This is a genomic window from Methylotenera versatilis 301 (assembly GCF_000093025.1).
In the GTDB taxonomy this organism is placed as follows: domain Bacteria; phylum Pseudomonadota; class Gammaproteobacteria; order Burkholderiales; family Methylophilaceae; genus Methylotenera; species Methylotenera versatilis.
The window spans coordinates 1227507-1244783 of record NC_014207.1 but is presented as its reverse complement, the minus strand read 5'-3'; the positions used below and the strand labels follow the sequence as shown (position 1 = coordinate 1244783).

The window sequence follows — 17277 nt, the reverse complement described above, 5'->3', positions numbered from 1 at the left end:
TAAATACACACAACTAAATTACACACTTTTTTAAAATCCAATTTAAGGTTTTTCTCATATCATGGTTAAAAAAATAGATCCTTGTACGCTGGTATTGTTCGGCGCTAGCGGCAACCTATCCCGAGTCAAATTAATGCCCGGCCTGTTCCGTTTAGATGCAGCTGGTCGTCTTCCAGAACATATGGCAATACTTTCTGTAGGCCGCAGCGAAGTGTCGCGTGACGACTGGCTAGCAGACATCAAGGGCATGCTAGATGCCAAATTTAAAAATGGTTACGATCAAAAAGTGTTTGAACGCTTTATCGCACGTAATCATTACTTTGCAAATGCGTCTGACGATCCTGATGCTTACAAAAAAATGAGCGCTACCTTAGGTGATGCCAAAATATTTCCTCAAAATTTTGCTTATTTCCTATCTGTACGCCCTACTGACTTTGCGCCAGTTGTTGAGCAACTTTCAGAGGTAGGCTTACTTAATGAGAGCCAATACTGGCGTCGTGTGTTGATTGAGAAACCATTTGGTACTAATTTACCTAGTGCGCAAGACTTACAAGCCAGACTCACAAAACACCTCAAAGAAAGTCAAATCTACCGCATTGACCATTACTTAGGTAAATCAGCAGTACAAGGCATTATGTTGACGCGTTTTGCCAATGCAATATTTGAGCCATTGTGGAATAAAGAACACATTGACCACGTACAAATCACCAATAATGAAACTTTAGGTGTAGGTGAACGCACTACATTTTATGATGCTACTGGTGCGTTGCGCGATATGATGCAAAGTCATTTATTGCAAACATTAGCACTTACTGCAATGGAAAAACCAGCCGATCTAAAACCGGAAAGTATTCGTGCAGAAAAAGTTAAGCTGCTTCAATCGATTCGCCCAGTTGATGTCAGCAACATCAATAAACAAGCCTTCCGCGCGCAATATAAAGCTGGACGCGTATGTGCTGCCGATGGTCATGGCGAAAACGTACAAGGTTATTTAGAAGAACTTAAACGTGATGGCGTAGATTCAAGCATTACTGAAACCTACGCAGCAGTGAAGCTGTTTATTGATAACCCACGCTGGCAAGGTGTGCCGTTCTACGTGCGCACGGCAAAACGCATGCATGAAGGTAACACAGCGATTTCTATCCGCTTCAAAAAATCACCGATGCAATTAGTGGAAGGCCAACATCAAAACTGGTTAACCATCAATATTCAGCCACGTGAATGTATCAAACTAGAAATCGAATCAAAAATTCCTGGTTTAGATATTGCGACACGCACTTTAAGCATCGATGCGCCTCAACGCCAAAAAGAAGATGAAACTATCGATTCTTATGAAACGTTAATGCTGAATCTAATGGAAGGTGACCCGTCACAATATCTACACATTAGTGAAGTAGAAGCGCAATGGCGTTTAGTTGACCCAATCGTTAAAGCTTGGGCCGCAGACAAAACACCATTACACCAATACACCGCCGGCAATCGCGACCCTGAAGAGTCTAGCGTTATTTTTGAAACAAAAGATCAATTCTGGCGATACAGTATTGAACTAGGTGGCGATAAACACTAACTTCAATTAAGCTTCAAACAAAACGGCAGGTTAATCCTGCCGTTTTTTATGTTCGCTAAACATAGCAAAGTATTATTTAGGGTTAGACTGCGGTTCAATCGCGTTTTGTTTGAGCTGCACAGGATGTATCACCTTCGTTGTCGGCGTCACTTCACCTTCCACCCACCAGTTCGCCCATAACCTATCTTGCGCATCTGGTTCTAAAGTTAAAAAATTTCTTGCCCCTATCAGTCGGCGAGTCGTCGCGGGAAACTCAAACATCCTCGCGGTAACTCCCCTATCAACCGTCTCAACCACCTTGCAAGCTTGCTCTAAAAAATAACGTACGACAGCTGGTGGAGACGGATGAACGATGCCAGAAGATGTTAGTTGATTGATAACAGAAGCGTTCGGCGGCACATCGTTGCGGTCGGACTCAATGACACCCACAGCAGCCACATGCACATCTCCTGACAAAATCGTTACTCGACACTTTTTCTCGGCAGATAATCTAAGTAAACGCTGTATTAACCTAAGGCGTTCCTGCATATGTGATTTAGATCGCCAATGGTCGCGTAAATCATCTTCCAACTCTTGCTGCCCTGGAATGAATCCCAGCATACTTTCTAACAAATCCATACTAGGATGCACAACAGGAATGCTAGACATGACTAGCAAATGCGATAAATCACGTTGCATATCTAGCCATTTATATACGGCATTCCAACTTTTCTCGCTCATCACTTGGTCTGGCAAAGTATTACCATGTTCGTCTTCAGGATTATGTGGCATACGTTCTGTGCGCATATCCAGCACTACTAAACCTATATCAGCAATGCGATAAGCTTGGTTGAATACATCTTGATCTGGCAAAGTGGCACTGGGAAGCGCGTCAATAGATTGCAATTGAAACAGTTTAAAATAGGCTTTTGCAACTTTAAAAATACCTTGATACACATCGCAATTATGTTGCTCATAAGGATATGAACCCCAACCGTCAAAAATATCATGATCATCCCACATCATGACACTTGGAATACTCGCCATCGCTTGACTTATTTCGGGTTGAGCCCAACGTGAAATGTACAACTCCTCAAAAAAACGCTCTACTTCCTTTTGCATATCTAATGTAAAAGAACGCCCTTTTCGCTTATCCCAAGGCAACTCAGCCCAAGCGGCGAGGTTACGGCAATATTTTTTATTCCACATTGCATCTGAATATACTTGGTCGCCACCCATTAGCAAAATGTGCCAAGGTCCATAACGCGTTGTGCGTATTGTGTCTACGCCATCATGCAATGCTTTCATGCGCTTCCACAAAGCATTCTGATCAGCCACATTCTTCATTAACTTGGGGTCAGAAAAGCCATTGCAAGAAGCATAAGCAATGGCTGGTTTTTGATTCTTTGCTGGAACTGTGATTGAGTAAGTCACATTATTGAGTTTATATTCAACACTTTGTGCTTTAGCAGCTAGCGTAATACTGCATTCCCACAGCCATAATTTTGACTTAGTGTACAGTAATAATTGCTGCGATTTGATGGTTAACAACTTGCCTGCAATGCTCAATTCTGGCGCAGAGTCAGTATCTGCAGTTACTGCAAGCACGCCTAGTCGCCATTCATCACTATCACAACCTAAAAACTTTAATATCGGGCCCAGTTTTAGCATCAAAAACTCCCTAAAAATTCAGATTAATACCCCTAAATTTTCTACATTCACCTTATAATGCAGTTCTTTTATTAATCATAAAACATTTCAAACATTATGAGCATTAAATCAGACAAATGGATACGCCGCATGGCGGAGCAACATGGCATGATAGAGCCGTTCGAGCCCAATCAAGTCAAACAGAATGCCAATGGCGAACGTATGGTGTCATATGGCACATCAAGCTATGGTTATGATATTCGCTGCAGCAAAGAATTCAAGCTGTTCACCAATATCAACAGCACCATTGTTGACCCGAAAAACTTTGACCCAAATTCATTTGTTGAAGTGAATGCTGATTATTGCATCATTCCACCAAACTCGTTTGCCTTAGCTCGTACAGTGGAGTACTTCCGCATTCCACGTAACGTACTTACGATTTGTTTAGGCAAATCAACTTACGCCCGCTGCGGGATTATCGTTAACGTAACGCCATTCGAACCAGAGTGGGAAGGTTATGTCACGCTAGAATTCAGCAACACCACCCCACTACCAGCTAAAATTTACGCAAACGAAGGCTGCGCGCAAGTTCTATTTTTTGAAGCAGATGAAGATGATGTGTGCGAAACCAGCTACAAAGATCGTGGCGGCAAATATCAAGGTCAAGTTGGTGTGACCTTACCTAAGATTTAATATTTAGTAAGATTAATTAAGGATTTCTATTTAATGAAATTTCGTTTTCCCGTTGTCATCATCGACGAAGATTTTCGCTCAGAGAACTCATCTGGCTTAGGCATACGTATGCTCGCCAAAGCCATTGAAACTGAAGGCTTTGAAGTGTTAGGCGTCACCAGTTATGGTGACCTTACCTCGTTTGTACAACAACAAAGTCGTGCGTCAGCATTTATCTTATCGATTGATGACAATGAATTCATTGAAGGAAATCGTGATGCGCTAGATAACTTACGTAAATTCGTAGACGAAATTCGTTACCGTAATGAAGAGATTCCAATTTTCTTGCACGGTGAAACTCGCACCTCACGCCACATTCCTAACGAAATTTTGCGTGAATTAAATGGCTTCATTCACATGTATGAAGATACACCTGAGTTCGTTGCTCGCTATATTCTGCGTGAGGCTAAAGCTTACTTAGACAGCTTACCACCACCATTCTTTAAAGCGCTGACTGAATACGCAGCTGATGGCTCTTACTCTTGGCATTGCCCAGGTCACTCTGGTGGCGTGGCTTTTTTGAAATCTCCAGTGGGTCAAATGTTTCATCAATTCTTCGGTGAAAACATGCTGCGTGCTGACGTTTGTAACGCGGTGGATGAGCTAGGTCAGTTGCTTGACCATACAGGGCCTGTAGCGGCCTCTGAGCGCAATGCAGCGCGCATTTATAACTGTGACCATCTGTACTTTGTGACTAACGGCACTTCAACATCAAACAAGATGGTCTGGAACTCTACCGTAGCGCCAGGTGACGTTGTGGTTGTAGATAGAAATTGTCATAAATCTATTTTGCACGCCATTATTATGACGGGCGCGATTCCAGTATTTTTAATGCCAACACGCAATCACTTCGGCATTATCGGGCCGATTCCAAAAAGTGAATTTGAATGGGAAAACATTCAAAAGAAAATCGATCGCAATCCATTCATTCTAGATAAAACATCTAAACCACGTGTCCTGACCATTACGCAATCTACCTATGATGGCGTGCTGTATAACGTGGAAGAAATTAAAGACATGTTAGATGGCAAAATCGATACCTTACACTTTGATGAAGCATGGCTGCCACACGCGACTTTCCATGACTTCTATGGTGACTACCATGCAATTGGCGAAGGTCGCCCACGTTGCAAAGAAAGTATGGTGTTTTCAACGCAATCTACACATAAATTGCTTGCAGGCTTAAGCCAAGCGAGTCAAATTTTGGTACAAGATGCCGAAAATAATAAGCTAGACCGCGACATTTTCAATGAAGCTTATTTGATGCACACTTCAACCAGTCCGCAATACTCTATTGTGGCGAGTATTGACGTGGCGGCAGCCATGATGGAAGCGCCTGGCGGTACCGCATTAGTTGAAGAAAGCTTAATGGAAGCGCTTGATTTCCGTCGTGCGATGCGTAAGGTCGACGAAGAGTGGGGTACTGACTGGTGGTTTAAAGTTTGGGGCCCTGACGATTTATCAGAAGAAGGCTTGGAAGAACGTGATGCCTGGATGCTTAAAGCTAATGATGCTTGGCATGACTTTGGCAACCTTGCACCAGGCTTTAATATGCTGGATCCTATCAAGGCGACCATTATTACCCCCGGCTTGGATATTAAAGGTAACTTCTCAGATAAATTCGGCATTCCTGCCGCCATTGTCACCAAATACTTGGCTGAACATGGTGTCATTGTTGAAAAAACTGGTCTTTACTCATTCTTCATCATGTTTACCATTGGCATCACCAAAGGCCGTTGGAACACGATGGTAGCGTCTTTACAGCAATTTAAAGATGATTACGACAAGAACCAGCCACTATGGAAAGTGTTACCTGAATTCGTACAAAAACAACCACGCTACGAAAAGATTGGTTTACGTGATTTATGCGAGCAAATACATGCTGTGTACAGAGCTAACGATGTAGCGCGCTTAACCACTGAAATGTACTTGTCTGACATGGTACCTGCGATGAAGCCAACTGATGCATTTGCAAAAATGGCGCACCGCAAAATGGACCGCGTGCCGATTGATGATTTAGAAGGCCGCATTACTGCAGTATTGTTAACTCCCTATCCACCTGGCATTCCGCTACTCATTCCTGGCGAGCGTTTTAACAAAGTGATTGTGAATTATCTCAAATTCGCGCGCGAATTCAATGAAAAATTCCCGGGCTTTGAGGCTGATAATCACGGCTTAGTAAAAGTAGTGGTAGATGGTAAAGCGACTTACTTTGTAGATTGTGTAGAGCAATAAATCTAGCTAAGTAAATATAGTAATAAATAAGGCATCGTAGATAAATACTGTGCCTTATTTATTTCCGCATGTAAGTAATATAACTAAACGGCAAACCCTGCGCTGAAGTATGAACTTCACGAGTGGTTTCTTGCCATAAATTTAAATCAAATTGGGGGAAAAATGCATCTCCATCAACAGTTAAATCGACCTCGGTAATATAGAGTTTATCTGCAAGTTTTAACCCGTCCTGATACAACTCCGCACCACCAATTAAGAATACCTCATCATCGTTTTTGCATAAAGCTACTGCGGCCTCTAAGGAATGAGCGATTAACGCTCCTTCTAGTTGGTAATCTTTATTACGTGTCACAATCACCGTAATACGCCCTGGCAATAGACGCCCTAGCGACTCGTAAGTCTTACGCCCCATAATGATGTGATGGCCTGTGGTTAAGGCGCGAAAGCGCTTTAAATCCTCTGGCAAATGCCATGGCAAGGTGTTGTTGATACCGATGACTTGGTTGTTGGCGATAGCCACGATGATGGAAAGTTGTGTCATGCCTCTATTATACTAGATGTTTTAAAGGAAACCTTTTAGACTAGAAACATGCGATTTCAATACCCAAGCTCTTTCTTAAAGCTTTTATTAGTAGGCTTTGCATTTGCCATTGTGCCATTGCTATGGGTGTTTGCGAACGCGAATATTGCTTTTGATCACCTTGCAAAACAAAGTCAAATTACTATTTCAAATGCAGTGGTCACCACACGCTCCGGACGTGTCTTGCAAGAACAGCTAAGCCTCATGGAGCGCAGTAGTAAGCAGTATTTTGTACTTCAAGACAATGTACTATTCAACAATTATAACCAAGCTCACGTTAAGTTTAATGACGCTATTTCTCAGCTTGAAGCTTTGGCCAATAGCCCATCTCAGCATAAAAATCTGCAGTTATTAAGCGCTAAAACATCGCAATTACATGAGGCTATTCTAAGTAGCAAGCCTATGAATGGACCAGATTTAAGCTTTTTAAATAGCTTTAGTCAAATCACGCAATTGGTAGAAACCATCGTGCAAGAAAACAACCTAGCCATAGATGCGGCATCCAGCCAACTAACGCTCACCGTACAACAGACCCAGAAGAAATTATTTCTGCAAAGCTTAGTGCTTATCCCGCTAGCTTTACTAGTGGCTGGTGCCATTACCTACTTACTCGCCAAACCGATTAGACGCATGGATGCGGCCATTAGACATTTAGGTAAAGGAGAATATGAGCAACCCATTGTCATAGATGGACCTGGCGACTTGCGCATTCTAGGACAGCGCTTAGATTGGTTGCGAACCGAACTTAAAGAAGTGAACGAACAAAAACAGCAGTTTTTAAGGCACGTATCGCATGAACTGAAAACTCCTCTTACCGCAATAAGAGAGGCCACCGAACTGTTATACGATGGCATCGGTGGCGCACTTACTGCACAGCAATCTGAGATTACCCTGATTCTGCGCGAAAATAGCATCCGCTTGCAGAGAATGATAGAAAACCTGCTTAATTACACGCGCATGGAATCTATTGAAGCCGAGTTAACACTAGTACAATTAAATTTATCTGAAGTCATTAACAAAGTAATTAATGCTCATGCGCTTAGCATTAGAAATAAAGAGTTGGCAGTAGAAACTCACTACAATGTTGAAACTGTTGTTGCAGATGAAGAAAAATTGACAATTATTTTAGACAATCTTATTTCAAACGCTGTAAAGTACACGCCGCAGCAAGGCTTAATTTCAGTACAGACAAGATTCGAAAAAGAAACTTGGATAATTGATGTTAAAGATAATGGCCCCGGCCTAGCCGAGCTTGATCAGGCGCAACTATTCGACCCGTTTTATCGGGGAAACACACTGCATAAAAGCTTGATCGGTGGCAGTGGTCTAGGACTCACCATCGCAAAAGATTTAGTCAATGCGCATCAAGGCGTCATCAAACTCGCTGAGTCAAACCAAGGCGCGCATTTTATTGTTAGTATCCCCCAATTGGAGATTAGATGAGCATCAAAGTAATAATCAGTTTAAGTGTTTTAGTGCTATCGCTAGGCGCATGCACAAGTGTGACGAATAAACCTGCAGAAAAAGAGCCTAATACGACTAAATCGTTAGAGATCAGAAAGGCAGAAACTTCGGCTTCTAGACAAGATCGCGTAAATAGTTTGTTGCTTTTTATTGACCGTTTTTCAAACGAAACTTTGGATGTACAAAAGAAATCATTCAACGAAACGAATCGTGCACTCATAGAAAATAAATTCGATCTAACAGAGCGCATCAAGCTGGCTATTATGCTTTCATTACCGAGTAGCCGCGTACGAGACACTGCAAAAGCTCAAAGCCTGCTACAAGACTTACTGCAAGAAAACAGCCTAAATCCAACAGAGTCGGCATTAACAAGTTTATTCTATGAATACGTTTTAGATGATATTAAGCAATCTCAAAAAAATAGAGATGACTTGAAGAAGCTTGATTTAAGTCAGCAGAAGTTAGAAGCTTTACAACAAAAGTATGATGCTTTAGATAAGAAACTGAATGATTTAAAGAATATCGAAAAAACCATTAGTGACCGTGATAGTAAGGTAATCAGTAAACCCATGACTAAACCTTAAATTTACAAGAAAACCATGCAAACTCCAAACATTCTAATCGTTGACGATGACAAAGATATACTCAAGCTCATTAGCATGCGCTTGAATGCCGCTGGCTATGCCACTGTCACGACAAACAATGGCGCTGAGGCAATGTCTGCCATCATGCTACAAAGACCTGATTTGGTGATTAGCGACTTACGTATGCCTGCGATGGATGGCATGGCTTTACTAGACGCCATTCAACAATCGCACCCTAGCCTACCCGTAATTATGTTAACGGCGCATGGCTCTATACCAGATGCCGTTAATGCCACGCAGCGCGGTGTGTTCAGCTTTTTAACCAAGCCGTTTGATAGCCAAGCACTGCTGCAACAAGTCGCCTCTGCGCTGCGCTTGAATGGCACGCAAACTCATACAGTCTCTAATGAGGATGATAGCTGGCGTGCAGATATTCTAACGCGCAGTTCAATAATGGAGAGTTTGCTTGGTCAAGCCAAACTCGTTGCTAATACCGATGCTAGCGTATTTATTCAAGGTGAAAGCGGTTCTGGAAAAGAATTGCTGGCACGTGCAATTCATCGCTACAGCCCACGCAGCGCAAAACCTTTTGTGGCAATTAACTGTGGTGCGATCCCAGAAAATCTACTTGAATCAGAACTATTTGGTCACAGCAAAGGCGCTTTTACTGGCGCTATCAATAACCATGTTGGACTGTTCCAAAGTGCAGAAGGCGGCACACTGTTTTTAGATGAGATTGGCGATATGCCTCAAGCCTTGCAAGTTAAAGTGCTACGCGCATTGCAAGAACGCGTGATACGACCTGTAGGTAGCACGACCAATATACCAATAGATTTACGCTTAATTTCAGCCACCCACCGCAACTTAGTTAATGAGATGAAAGAAGGTCGTTTTCGGGAAGATTTATTTTATCGCATCAATGTCGTAAGCTTGGAAATTCCATCGTTAGCTAATCGTCGCGAAGATGTAAGCCTGCTTGCAAATCATTTCTTGCATGTCTTTAGCGATAAATATAAGAAAAAATTACATAGTTTTGCACCAGATGCCTTAGAAATTTTGATTACAGCGCCTTGGCCAGGCAATGTGCGACAGTTACAAAACATCGTTGAACAAACTGTAGTGCTTGCAACTACGCAGGTTATTCCGATTAATTTGGTACAAAAAGCTTTGCAAGAAGGTGCAAATACAGTTATCCCGCTAGATGTTGCTCGCCAACAATTTGAGTTTAACTATCTGATTAATATCCTTAAAACAACTCAAGGCAATGTTACTCAGGCGGCAAAACTTGCGCAACGCAACCGCACAGAGTTTTACAGATTACTAGAACGCCACCATATTCAAGCCAGCACATTTAAAGCCTCTAAAGAAAATGAGTCACCTGACTAGATAAATCGTCGTTTAATTACGACAAAAAAAATCCCGTAATTTCAATCAGTTAGCCAAAACTATACTTATGTGTCGTCCATAAGCGACATATAAATTCCCGATAAAATTCCAGAATACTCCTAACCCATTGATTTTATTTAAAAATAAAAGTTGGCACGGTATTCGCTAATGTAATAGCGCAAGCCCTTTTATTAAGCATTAGGAGCATTATCAATGAAATTAAATTCAACGCCAGTTATCGTGAAAGTTTCAACAACCGCAATTGCATTACTACTTATGGCAGGAATTAACAATGTGGCATTGGCAGACAATACAGCTGCCTTAAAAGATGCAATTAAAACTGACATTAAAGTTTCAGAGGCGAAAAGTACAGATACTAAAGCCACAGATGCAGGAGCAAAGGCACAAGTAGATGAAAGTTTCAAAGTATTGGACGCAAATAAAGATGGAAAAGTGTCTTTAAAAGAAGCGGTAAAGGATAAAGCCTTGGCAGGTCAGTTTGATGCTGCCGATGTAAATCACGATGGAATGGTTTCTGCAGAGGAGTACGCAAGCTACAAGGTTGCTTTATCAGCCCCAAGCCCTGCAGCAACTCCGACAACGAATTAAGTCGTGATTTTGTAATTCTTGAGAAAGAATTTCAGTATTGAGTAAACGTTTGAGCCCTTGTGACTCCCTCCCCTAGAGTCACAAGTTTTTATGGTTGCCCTAATTTTTAGGGCAACCTTTTTTTTTTACTCTTTTTTGACTGAAGTACTTTAAATTTAAAACTCCTAAACTGCAACCAAAAAACTAGTAAATGGCTACTTTATAAATATTGATTGATGCCGTTAGCCTACTAGTTAAGGATTTCCCGCACAGTGCTCGGGATAAATACACAGATTAGCTAAATGATTTTTCCTGACTTCAAGAAAGTCAACGTGCTCTACACTAGAAGAGACCTTAAATGATCAAACCGTCGTTCAAGTGCGACAATAAAACCCCATTAATTTCAAATAGTTAGCTGAAAGTATTTTTTTATGTCGCCTAGAAACGACACATTAATTTTCAATAAAATTGAAAATTATCGTAACCCATTGATTATATTTACAAATAAAGTTGGCACGGTATTCGCTAATACTATAGCGCAAGCCCTTTTTATTTAGCATTAGGAGCAATATCAATGAAAGTAAATTCAAACCAAATTATCTTAAAAGCTTCAACAACAGCTATTGCATTGTTACTTATGGCAGGCATTCATAATGTGGCATTGGCTGATAATACAACAGCAGTAAAAACTGACGGTAAAGTTGCAGAGGCGGCACCAGCAGATGAGAACTTCAAAGCACTGGATGCTAATAAGGACGGTAAAATATCTTTGAAAGAAGCTGTGAAAGATAAAGCTTTGTCAGGTCAGTTTGATACGATTGATGCAAATCATGACGGTATGATATCTGCGGAGGAGTATGCAAGCGCTAAAACAGCTGCGCCTACCCCTACTTCAGAAACTACTCCGCCTCCATCTAAGTATTAATTCGTTAATTACTAATTCTTGAAAATAATTTAAGTATTAAGTAATTATTCAAAATTTTGTGACTTCCTCCCCTAAAGTCACAAAATTTAAAGGTTGTTCTAGTTTCTAGAGCAACCTTTTTTTGTACAAAACGTATTAGCTTTATGTTGTGAACTGAAGTCGCTAAACTGCCACTAAGCCTTTAATTGCTGGATGAGGGTCGTAATTTACAAGCGTAAAATCTTCAAACTTGAAGTCAAAAATGTTGTGCACTTCTGGATTGATATGCATCTGGGGCAAGCTACGGATATCACGCGACAACTGCTCATGCACTTGTTCCATGTGATTGGTGTAGATATGCGCATCACCAAGCGTATGCACAAAATCACCCAACTTTAAGCCACAAACTTGTGCCACCATCATCGTAAGCAAAGCGTAAGACGCAATGTTAAATGGTACTCCAAGGAAGATGTCTGCGCTGCGTTGATAAAGCTGGCAGCTCAACTTACCGTCTGCGACGTAAAACTGAAAAAAAGCATGGCAAGGCGGTAGCTTCATCTGATCAACATCAGCTACATTCCAAGCTGAAACTATCAAGCGACGTGAGTCTGGGTTATTTTTAATGGCATTCACGACCTGTGTAATTTGGTCGATGTGTGTGCCATCTGGCTTAGGCCAATTGCGCCACTGGTAGCCATAAACAGGGCCTAAATTACCATTGTCATCTGCCCACTCATCCCAAATACGTACGCCATTTTCTTTCAGATAAGCAATATTAGTGCTGCCCTGTAAGAACCAGAGTAGCTCATGAATGATAGATTTAAGATGCACTTTTTTAGTGGTAAGAAGCGGGAAACCTTCTTCTAAATTAAAACGCATTTGATAACCAAACACTGAAAGCGTACCAGTGCCTGTACGGTCTGTTTTTTGATTACCATGGGCTAATACGTGATTAAGTAACTCGGTATATTGTTTCAAAGTAGCGCCTTTTTCTTTGTTTTCCACACCGACAAAAATCGGTATCAAGTAACTCTTATAGTGAAAAGTCACTGGATTCCGTGTTAAGCACGGAATGACGAGCTAGGTATTTTTTACGATAAAATTTTTAATTGCAGCATCACTTGCATCCATCACGGTAAATTTCTGCGGTAAGCTTTCTATGCCTTGCAAGCTTGCAGGACGCTCAGGTGCTTTGCCTAAAGCTTCTACAATAGAATCTTCAAACTTGGCAGGCAAGGCTGTTTCTAGCACCACCATAGGCACATTAGGATCACGAAGCTCTAATGCCACTTTAATACCATCCGCTGTGTGCGTATCAACAATCACTTGGTATTTATCTGCAGTTTCACGAATGGTTTTCATGCGGTCAGCATGTGAACTGCTACCAGATTGAAAACCGTAATCAGCAATTTTGGCAAAATACCCATCTGCATTTAAATCAAAGCTATTCCCTGCATCTACCTTGCTCCAAAGCGCCCGAGTTTTTGTGCCATCACGTCCGACTAAGTCGTAAACAAAACGCTCAAAGTTTGAGGCTTTGCTGATATCCATTGAAGGGCTAGAGGTATGGTAAGTATTGGCTGAGCCACGTGGGCTGTACACGCCTGTTTTAAAGAACTCATCTAGCACGTCGTTTTCATTGGTAGCAACCACCAACTTATCAATTGGCAAACCCATCATGCGCGCAATATGGCCTGCACAAACATTACCGAAATTACCACTAGGCACAGCAAAGCTGACTTTTTGAGCATTATTACTTGTCACGGCAAAGTAGCCTTTAAAGTAATACACCACTTGGGCAATAATGCGGCCCCAGTTAATGGAGTTTACCGCGCCGATTTTGTATTTAGCTTTAAACTCCGCATCATTTGAAACCGCTTTCACCATGTCTTGGCAGTCATCAAACACGCCATTGACAGCAATATTGTAAATGTTGTCGTCTTGTAAACTGAACATTTGTGCAGTTTGAAAGCGGCTCATTTTTTTATGAGGTGAAAGCATGAATACGCGTATGCCTTTTTTACCACGCATTGCATACTCAGCCGCAGAACCTGTGTCGCCAGAAGTTGCGCCTAAAATATTAGTGGTTTTACCTTCTTTGGTAAGCACATATTCAAACAGGTTACCTAGCAACTGCATCGCCATGTCTTTGAAGGCTAGCGTAGGGCCATTAGAAAGGCTCAACAGATACAAGTTATCTTCAAGCTTAACTGTTGGCGTAATATCTGCCGCATTCTGCCCTGCTCGGGTGTATGCATAAACATCTGCACGATAAGTTTTATCAATAATCGCTTTTAAATCAGCTGCAGGAATGTCATCTACCAAACGGCTCAAAATTGCGAATGCCAAATCAGCATAACTCAAGCCACGCATCGCCGTTAAGTCGGCATCAGTAAATTGTGGATATGCTTCTGGAAGGTAAAGACCACCATCTGGTGCCAAGCCACCTAGTAGAATTTCGCTAAAACTTAAAGCAGGCGACTGCCCGCGAGTAGAAATATATTTCATAAAATTACTTGCCTAACTCTTCCATACGCAATTTAACCACTTTACCAACAATTGCTGGTAAAGCTTCAATTTCAGCAATACCTGCGTCCATGTTTTTTTCTACGGTAATATGCGTCAAAATCACAATGTCTGCTTCGGTTTCATTATCATCCGGCTCTTTTTGCAACATCGCATCAATTGAAATATTGCGATCTGCCAATATTTTGGTCACACCTGCTAATACACCAGGTTTGTCAGAAGCACGTAAGCGCAAGTAATAAGCACTATTCACATCACTGATTGGCAGAATTGGCAAATCATTAAGCTGCCCAGCTTGAAAGCCTAAATACGGCACGCGTTGCTCAACACTTGCGCTGCTCAAACGTGCAACATCCATTAAGTCTGCCACCACTGAACTTGCCGTTGGCTCTGCACCAGCACCAGCACCGTAATAAAGGGTTGGACCCACTGCATCACCCTTCACTACCACGGCATTCATCGCGCCGTTTACGTTAGCCACCAAACGTTTTTCTGGAATTAAAGTCGGATGCACACGCAACTCAACACCTGCTTCTGTGCGCTTAGTGATGCCAAGCAACTTCACTCTGTAGCCTAACTCTTCAGCATACTTAATATCAGTTTGTTGAAGCTTGGTAATACCTTCTGTATAAGCTTGATCAAACTTCATCGGCATACCAAAAGCAATCGCAGACATGATTGTTAACTTATGAGCAGCATCAATACCTTCAACGTCGAATGTAGGATCAGCTTCTGCATAACCTAAACGCTGCGCTTCGCCTAACACATCAGCAAACGCTAAGCCTTTTTCACGCATTTCAGTCAAAATGAAGTTAGTAGTGCCGTTAATAATGCCCGCAACCCATTCAATCTTGTTCGCGCCTAAACCTTCACGCAAAGCCTTGATAATAGGAATGCCGCCAGCAACAGCTGCTTCATAAGCCACAATCACGCCTTTAGCCTGCGCAGCAGCAAAAATCTCATTACCGTGCGTTGCTAACAATGCTTTATTAGCCGTCACAACATGCTTGCCATTTTCAATCGCTTTAAGCACTAACTTTTTACTGAGTGTATAGCCGCCGATTAACTCAACCACAACATCTACGTCCGGATTATTCACCACCGCAAAAGCGTCATTGGTGACATCTACTTTGCCGCCTGTAATGGCTTTAGCATGGTCAATATTTTTATCTGCCACTTGTACAACATTAATCGCCACGCCAGTACGACGTGTAATCTCTGCTGCGTTGCGCGTTAAAACCGTATATGTACCACCGCCAACGGTACCGATGCCAAGCAAACCTACTTTTAATGATTTCATTACAAACTTTTCCTAAAACAAAACGATGGAATATGCATTCCCTCGCGAAAATAAAACTTATGTGCGGCTGCACGTTGCACACCAGAATCCAGAGTTAAAACATGGCAACCAAAATTCTTTGCCTTGATCTCTAGGTGCTGTAACAATAACTTCCCAATACCAGTAGAGCGCTTATTTTCATCGGTGACTAAATCGTCAATATATAAGCGTAAGCCTTCATAGGTATTCTCAACTAAACGCCATACGGCTAGACCTACAACCTGCCCCTCATGCTCAGCGACTAATAATCTTGCACCATTTGCAAAGATTACGCGCATACGTGCCACATAATCAGTTGGAAGCATAGGACGCAGTTGCCTATGCACCACTTCAGCTTTTACTAACCAATCTAGCTCGATGATGCTCCCACTATTATCGGTGACTTCGATAAGTGTCATTTGCCATGCTTTTTTCTATAATTTTCTAAAAATCTTGCAATACGATGAATGGCTTCGGTTAAATCATCTACATTCGGCAAAAACACCACGCGGAAATGATCTGGCGTATGCCAATTAAAGCCAGTACCTTGCACCAGCAATACTTTTTCTTCTAGCAACAAATCTAAAATAAATTGCTGGTCATCTTCAATCGGATAAATTTCAGGGTCTAACCTTGGGAATAAATACATCGCGGCTGCTGGCTTAGTGCAGGTGACACCTGGAATTGCTGTCAGCAAGTCATAAGCCACGTCACGCTGTTTGCATAAACGACCTTCTGGCGCCACTAAATCATCAATACTTTGATAACCACCGAGCGCTGTCTGAATCGCCAATTGACCTGGTACATTTGCACACAAACGCATGGAGGCCAACATATTCAAGCCCTCAATATAGTCTTTTGCGTGCTTTTTCTCGCCACTTAAAATCATCCAGCCAGCACGGTAGCCACATGCTCGATAGTTTTTTGATAAGCCGTTAAAGGTCACAAACAGAACATCATCAGCAAGTGAAGCAATCGAGGTATGCTCATTGCCATCAAATAACACTTTGTCATAAATTTCATCAGCAAAAATAACTAAGCCATGATGGCGTGCGATTTCAATTATGCCTTCTAAGGTCTCACGCGGGTACAAAGCCCCAGTTGGATTATTTGGGTTAATCACCACAATACCACGCGTATTTGCGGTAATTTTAGCTTCCATGTCTTTTAAATCTGGCAACCAACCTGTTGCTTCATCACACAAGTAATGCCGCGCTGTACCGCCAGCCAAAGTCACAGCGGCTGTCCAAAGCGGGTAATCTGGCATTGGTACTAATACTTGATCACCATTATTTAGCAAGCCCTGCATCGCCATTACGATAAGCTCAGAAACACCATTACCGATGATGATGTCATCCACTGTTACACCAGCAATATGCTTGCTTTGCGTGTAATGCATGATAGATTTGCGTGGTTCAAACAGACCTTTGCTATCAGTATAAACACCCGCTTTGCTCATATTACGCATCACGTCTTGCATCATCTCTTCTGGCACATCAAGGCCAAACACGCCAGGATTACCAATATTCAGTTTGATAATCCGTTGACCTTCGTCCTCCATCTGACGGGCTCGCTGCAATACAGGCCCACGAATATCATAGCAAACGTTGGCTAGCTTATTCGATTTAGCTAACTCTTTCTGCTGACCTGGATTAATTGGCTGAACTGGTGAAGTTGATTTAATTGGCTGCATAGCGCGCTTATTTTTGCTTTAAAAGTACAATAGTTAAAGGCGTTAGTTTACATTAGAATGGCAGTATCTAT

General features: G+C 41.9%; 15 protein-coding genes. 8 read left to right on the top strand and 7 right to left on the bottom strand.

Annotation, left to right across the window (positions count from 1 at the left end; genetic code table 11):
• Positions 1 to 61 precede the first annotated feature (61 nt).
• Complete coding sequence (gene zwf, locus M301_RS05695; protein ID WP_013147812.1) at positions 62 to 1567, top strand: glucose-6-phosphate dehydrogenase; 1506 nt, start codon at positions 62 to 64, stop codon at positions 1565 to 1567.
• A 72-nt stretch (positions 1568 to 1639) separates the two neighbouring features.
• Here the strand turns inward: zwf and M301_RS05690 are convergent, their stop codons facing one another.
• Entirely contained in the window at positions 1640 to 3217 is a 1578-nt protein-coding gene (locus M301_RS05690) for an alkaline phosphatase D family protein (protein ID WP_013147811.1), read from the bottom strand.
• Positions 3218 to 3313: 96 nt separating this feature from the next.
• On the opposite strand from M301_RS05690, the gene dcd reads away from it, so the two are divergent.
• Both dcd and M301_RS05680 read left to right on the top strand, forming a co-directional pair.
• On the top strand, positions 3314 to 3889 hold the full coding sequence (dcd, locus tag M301_RS05685) for a dCTP deaminase (RefSeq protein ID WP_013147810.1): 576 nt from the start codon (positions 3314 to 3316) through the stop codon (positions 3887 to 3889).
• A gap of 33 nt (positions 3890 to 3922) precedes the next feature.
• On the top strand, positions 3923 to 6163 hold the full coding sequence (locus M301_RS05680; RefSeq protein WP_013147809.1) for an arginine/lysine/ornithine decarboxylase: 2241 nt from the start codon (positions 3923 to 3925) through the stop codon (positions 6161 to 6163).
• A 58-nt stretch (positions 6164 to 6221) separates the two neighbouring features.
• Here M301_RS05680 and M301_RS05675 read toward each other — a convergent pair whose 3' ends face one another.
• Complete coding sequence (locus tag M301_RS05675) at positions 6222 to 6704, bottom strand: dihydrofolate reductase (protein ID WP_013147808.1); 483 nt, start codon at positions 6702 to 6704, stop codon at positions 6222 to 6224.
• A 48-nt stretch (positions 6705 to 6752) separates the two neighbouring features.
• On the opposite strand from M301_RS05675, the gene M301_RS05670 reads away from it, so the two are divergent.
• From M301_RS05670 to M301_RS05650, 5 genes are all read left to right on the top strand, one after another.
• The gene (locus tag M301_RS05670; RefSeq protein WP_013147807.1) at positions 6753 to 8186 is read left to right on the top strand and encodes a HAMP domain-containing sensor histidine kinase; all 1434 of its coding nucleotides are present in this window, start codon (positions 6753 to 6755) and stop codon (positions 8184 to 8186) included.
• Positions 8183 to 8791, top strand: a complete 609-nt coding sequence (locus tag M301_RS05665; RefSeq protein ID WP_013147806.1) for a hypothetical protein — start codon at positions 8183 to 8185, stop codon at positions 8789 to 8791. The genes M301_RS05670 and M301_RS05665 overlap by 4 nt, the downstream gene beginning before the upstream one ends.
• 15 nt (positions 8792 to 8806) lie before the next feature.
• Entirely contained in the window at positions 8807 to 10177 is a 1371-nt protein-coding gene (locus M301_RS05660; protein ID WP_013147805.1) for a sigma 54-interacting transcriptional regulator, read from the top strand.
• Between the two features lie 213 nt (positions 10178 to 10390).
• Positions 10391 to 10786, top strand: coding sequence for an EF-hand domain-containing protein (locus tag M301_RS14190; RefSeq protein ID WP_013147804.1), 396 nt, complete (start codon positions 10391 to 10393; stop codon positions 10784 to 10786).
• A 553-nt stretch (positions 10787 to 11339) separates the two neighbouring features.
• Complete coding sequence (locus tag M301_RS05650) at positions 11340 to 11690, top strand: EF-hand domain-containing protein (RefSeq protein WP_013147803.1); 351 nt, start codon at positions 11340 to 11342, stop codon at positions 11688 to 11690.
• 162 nt (positions 11691 to 11852) lie between these two features.
• On the opposite strand, the gene M301_RS05645 is transcribed toward M301_RS05650, so the two are convergent.
• From M301_RS05645 to M301_RS05625, 5 genes are all read right to left on the bottom strand, one after another.
• Positions 11853 to 12647: a thymidylate synthase gene (locus M301_RS05645; RefSeq protein WP_013147802.1), complete on the bottom strand. Its 795-nt coding sequence runs from the start codon at positions 12645 to 12647 to the stop codon at positions 11853 to 11855.
• Between the two features lie 102 nt (positions 12648 to 12749).
• Positions 12750 to 14177, bottom strand: coding sequence for a threonine synthase (gene thrC, locus M301_RS05640; protein ID WP_013147801.1), 1428 nt, complete (start codon positions 14175 to 14177; stop codon positions 12750 to 12752).
• Positions 14178 to 14181: 4 nt separating this feature from the next.
• Positions 14182 to 15495, bottom strand: coding sequence for a homoserine dehydrogenase (locus M301_RS05635; RefSeq protein ID WP_013147800.1), 1314 nt, complete (start codon positions 15493 to 15495; stop codon positions 14182 to 14184).
• The gene (locus M301_RS05630; protein ID WP_013147799.1) at positions 15495 to 15932 is read right to left on the bottom strand and encodes a GNAT family N-acetyltransferase; all 438 of its coding nucleotides are present in this window, start codon (positions 15930 to 15932) and stop codon (positions 15495 to 15497) included. Before M301_RS05630 ends, M301_RS05635 begins: the two co-directional genes overlap by 1 nt.
• On the bottom strand, positions 15929 to 17206 hold the full coding sequence (locus tag M301_RS05625; RefSeq protein WP_013147798.1) for a pyridoxal phosphate-dependent aminotransferase: 1278 nt from the start codon (positions 17204 to 17206) through the stop codon (positions 15929 to 15931). The genes M301_RS05630 and M301_RS05625 overlap by 4 nt, the downstream gene beginning before the upstream one ends.
• Between the last annotated feature and the right edge of the window lie 71 nt (positions 17207 to 17277).

Coding starts and splice junctions, on each gene's coding strand:
- zwf (WP_013147812.1), top strand. CDS start 62: ATGGTTAAAAAAATAGATCCTTGTACGCTGGTATTGTTCGGCGCTAGC.
- M301_RS05690 (WP_013147811.1), bottom strand. CDS start 3,217: ATGCTAAAACTGGGCCCGATATTAAAGTTTTTAGGTTGTGATAGTGAT.
- dcd (WP_013147810.1), top strand. CDS start 3,314: ATGAGCATTAAATCAGACAAATGGATACGCCGCATGGCGGAGCAACAT.
- M301_RS05680 (WP_013147809.1), top strand. CDS start 3,923: ATGAAATTTCGTTTTCCCGTTGTCATCATCGACGAAGATTTTCGCTCA.
- M301_RS05675 (WP_013147808.1), bottom strand. CDS start 6,704: ATGACACAACTTTCCATCATCGTGGCTATCGCCAACAACCAAGTCATC.
- M301_RS05670 (WP_013147807.1), top strand. CDS start 6,753: ATGCGATTTCAATACCCAAGCTCTTTCTTAAAGCTTTTATTAGTAGGC.
- M301_RS05665 (WP_013147806.1), top strand. CDS start 8,183: ATGAGCATCAAAGTAATAATCAGTTTAAGTGTTTTAGTGCTATCGCTA.
- M301_RS05660 (WP_013147805.1), top strand. CDS start 8,807: ATGCAAACTCCAAACATTCTAATCGTTGACGATGACAAAGATATACTC.
- M301_RS14190 (WP_013147804.1), top strand. CDS start 10,391: ATGAAATTAAATTCAACGCCAGTTATCGTGAAAGTTTCAACAACCGCA.
- M301_RS05650 (WP_013147803.1), top strand. CDS start 11,340: ATGAAAGTAAATTCAAACCAAATTATCTTAAAAGCTTCAACAACAGCT.
- thrC (WP_013147801.1), bottom strand. CDS start 14,177: ATGAAATATATTTCTACTCGCGGGCAGTCGCCTGCTTTAAGTTTTAGC.
- M301_RS05635 (WP_013147800.1), bottom strand. CDS start 15,495: ATGAAATCATTAAAAGTAGGTTTGCTTGGCATCGGTACCGTTGGCGGT.
- M301_RS05630 (WP_013147799.1), bottom strand. CDS start 15,932: ATGACACTTATCGAAGTCACCGATAATAGTGGGAGCATCATCGAGCTA.
- M301_RS05625 (WP_013147798.1), bottom strand. CDS start 17,206: ATGCAGCCAATTAAATCAACTTCACCAGTTCAGCCAATTAATCCAGGT.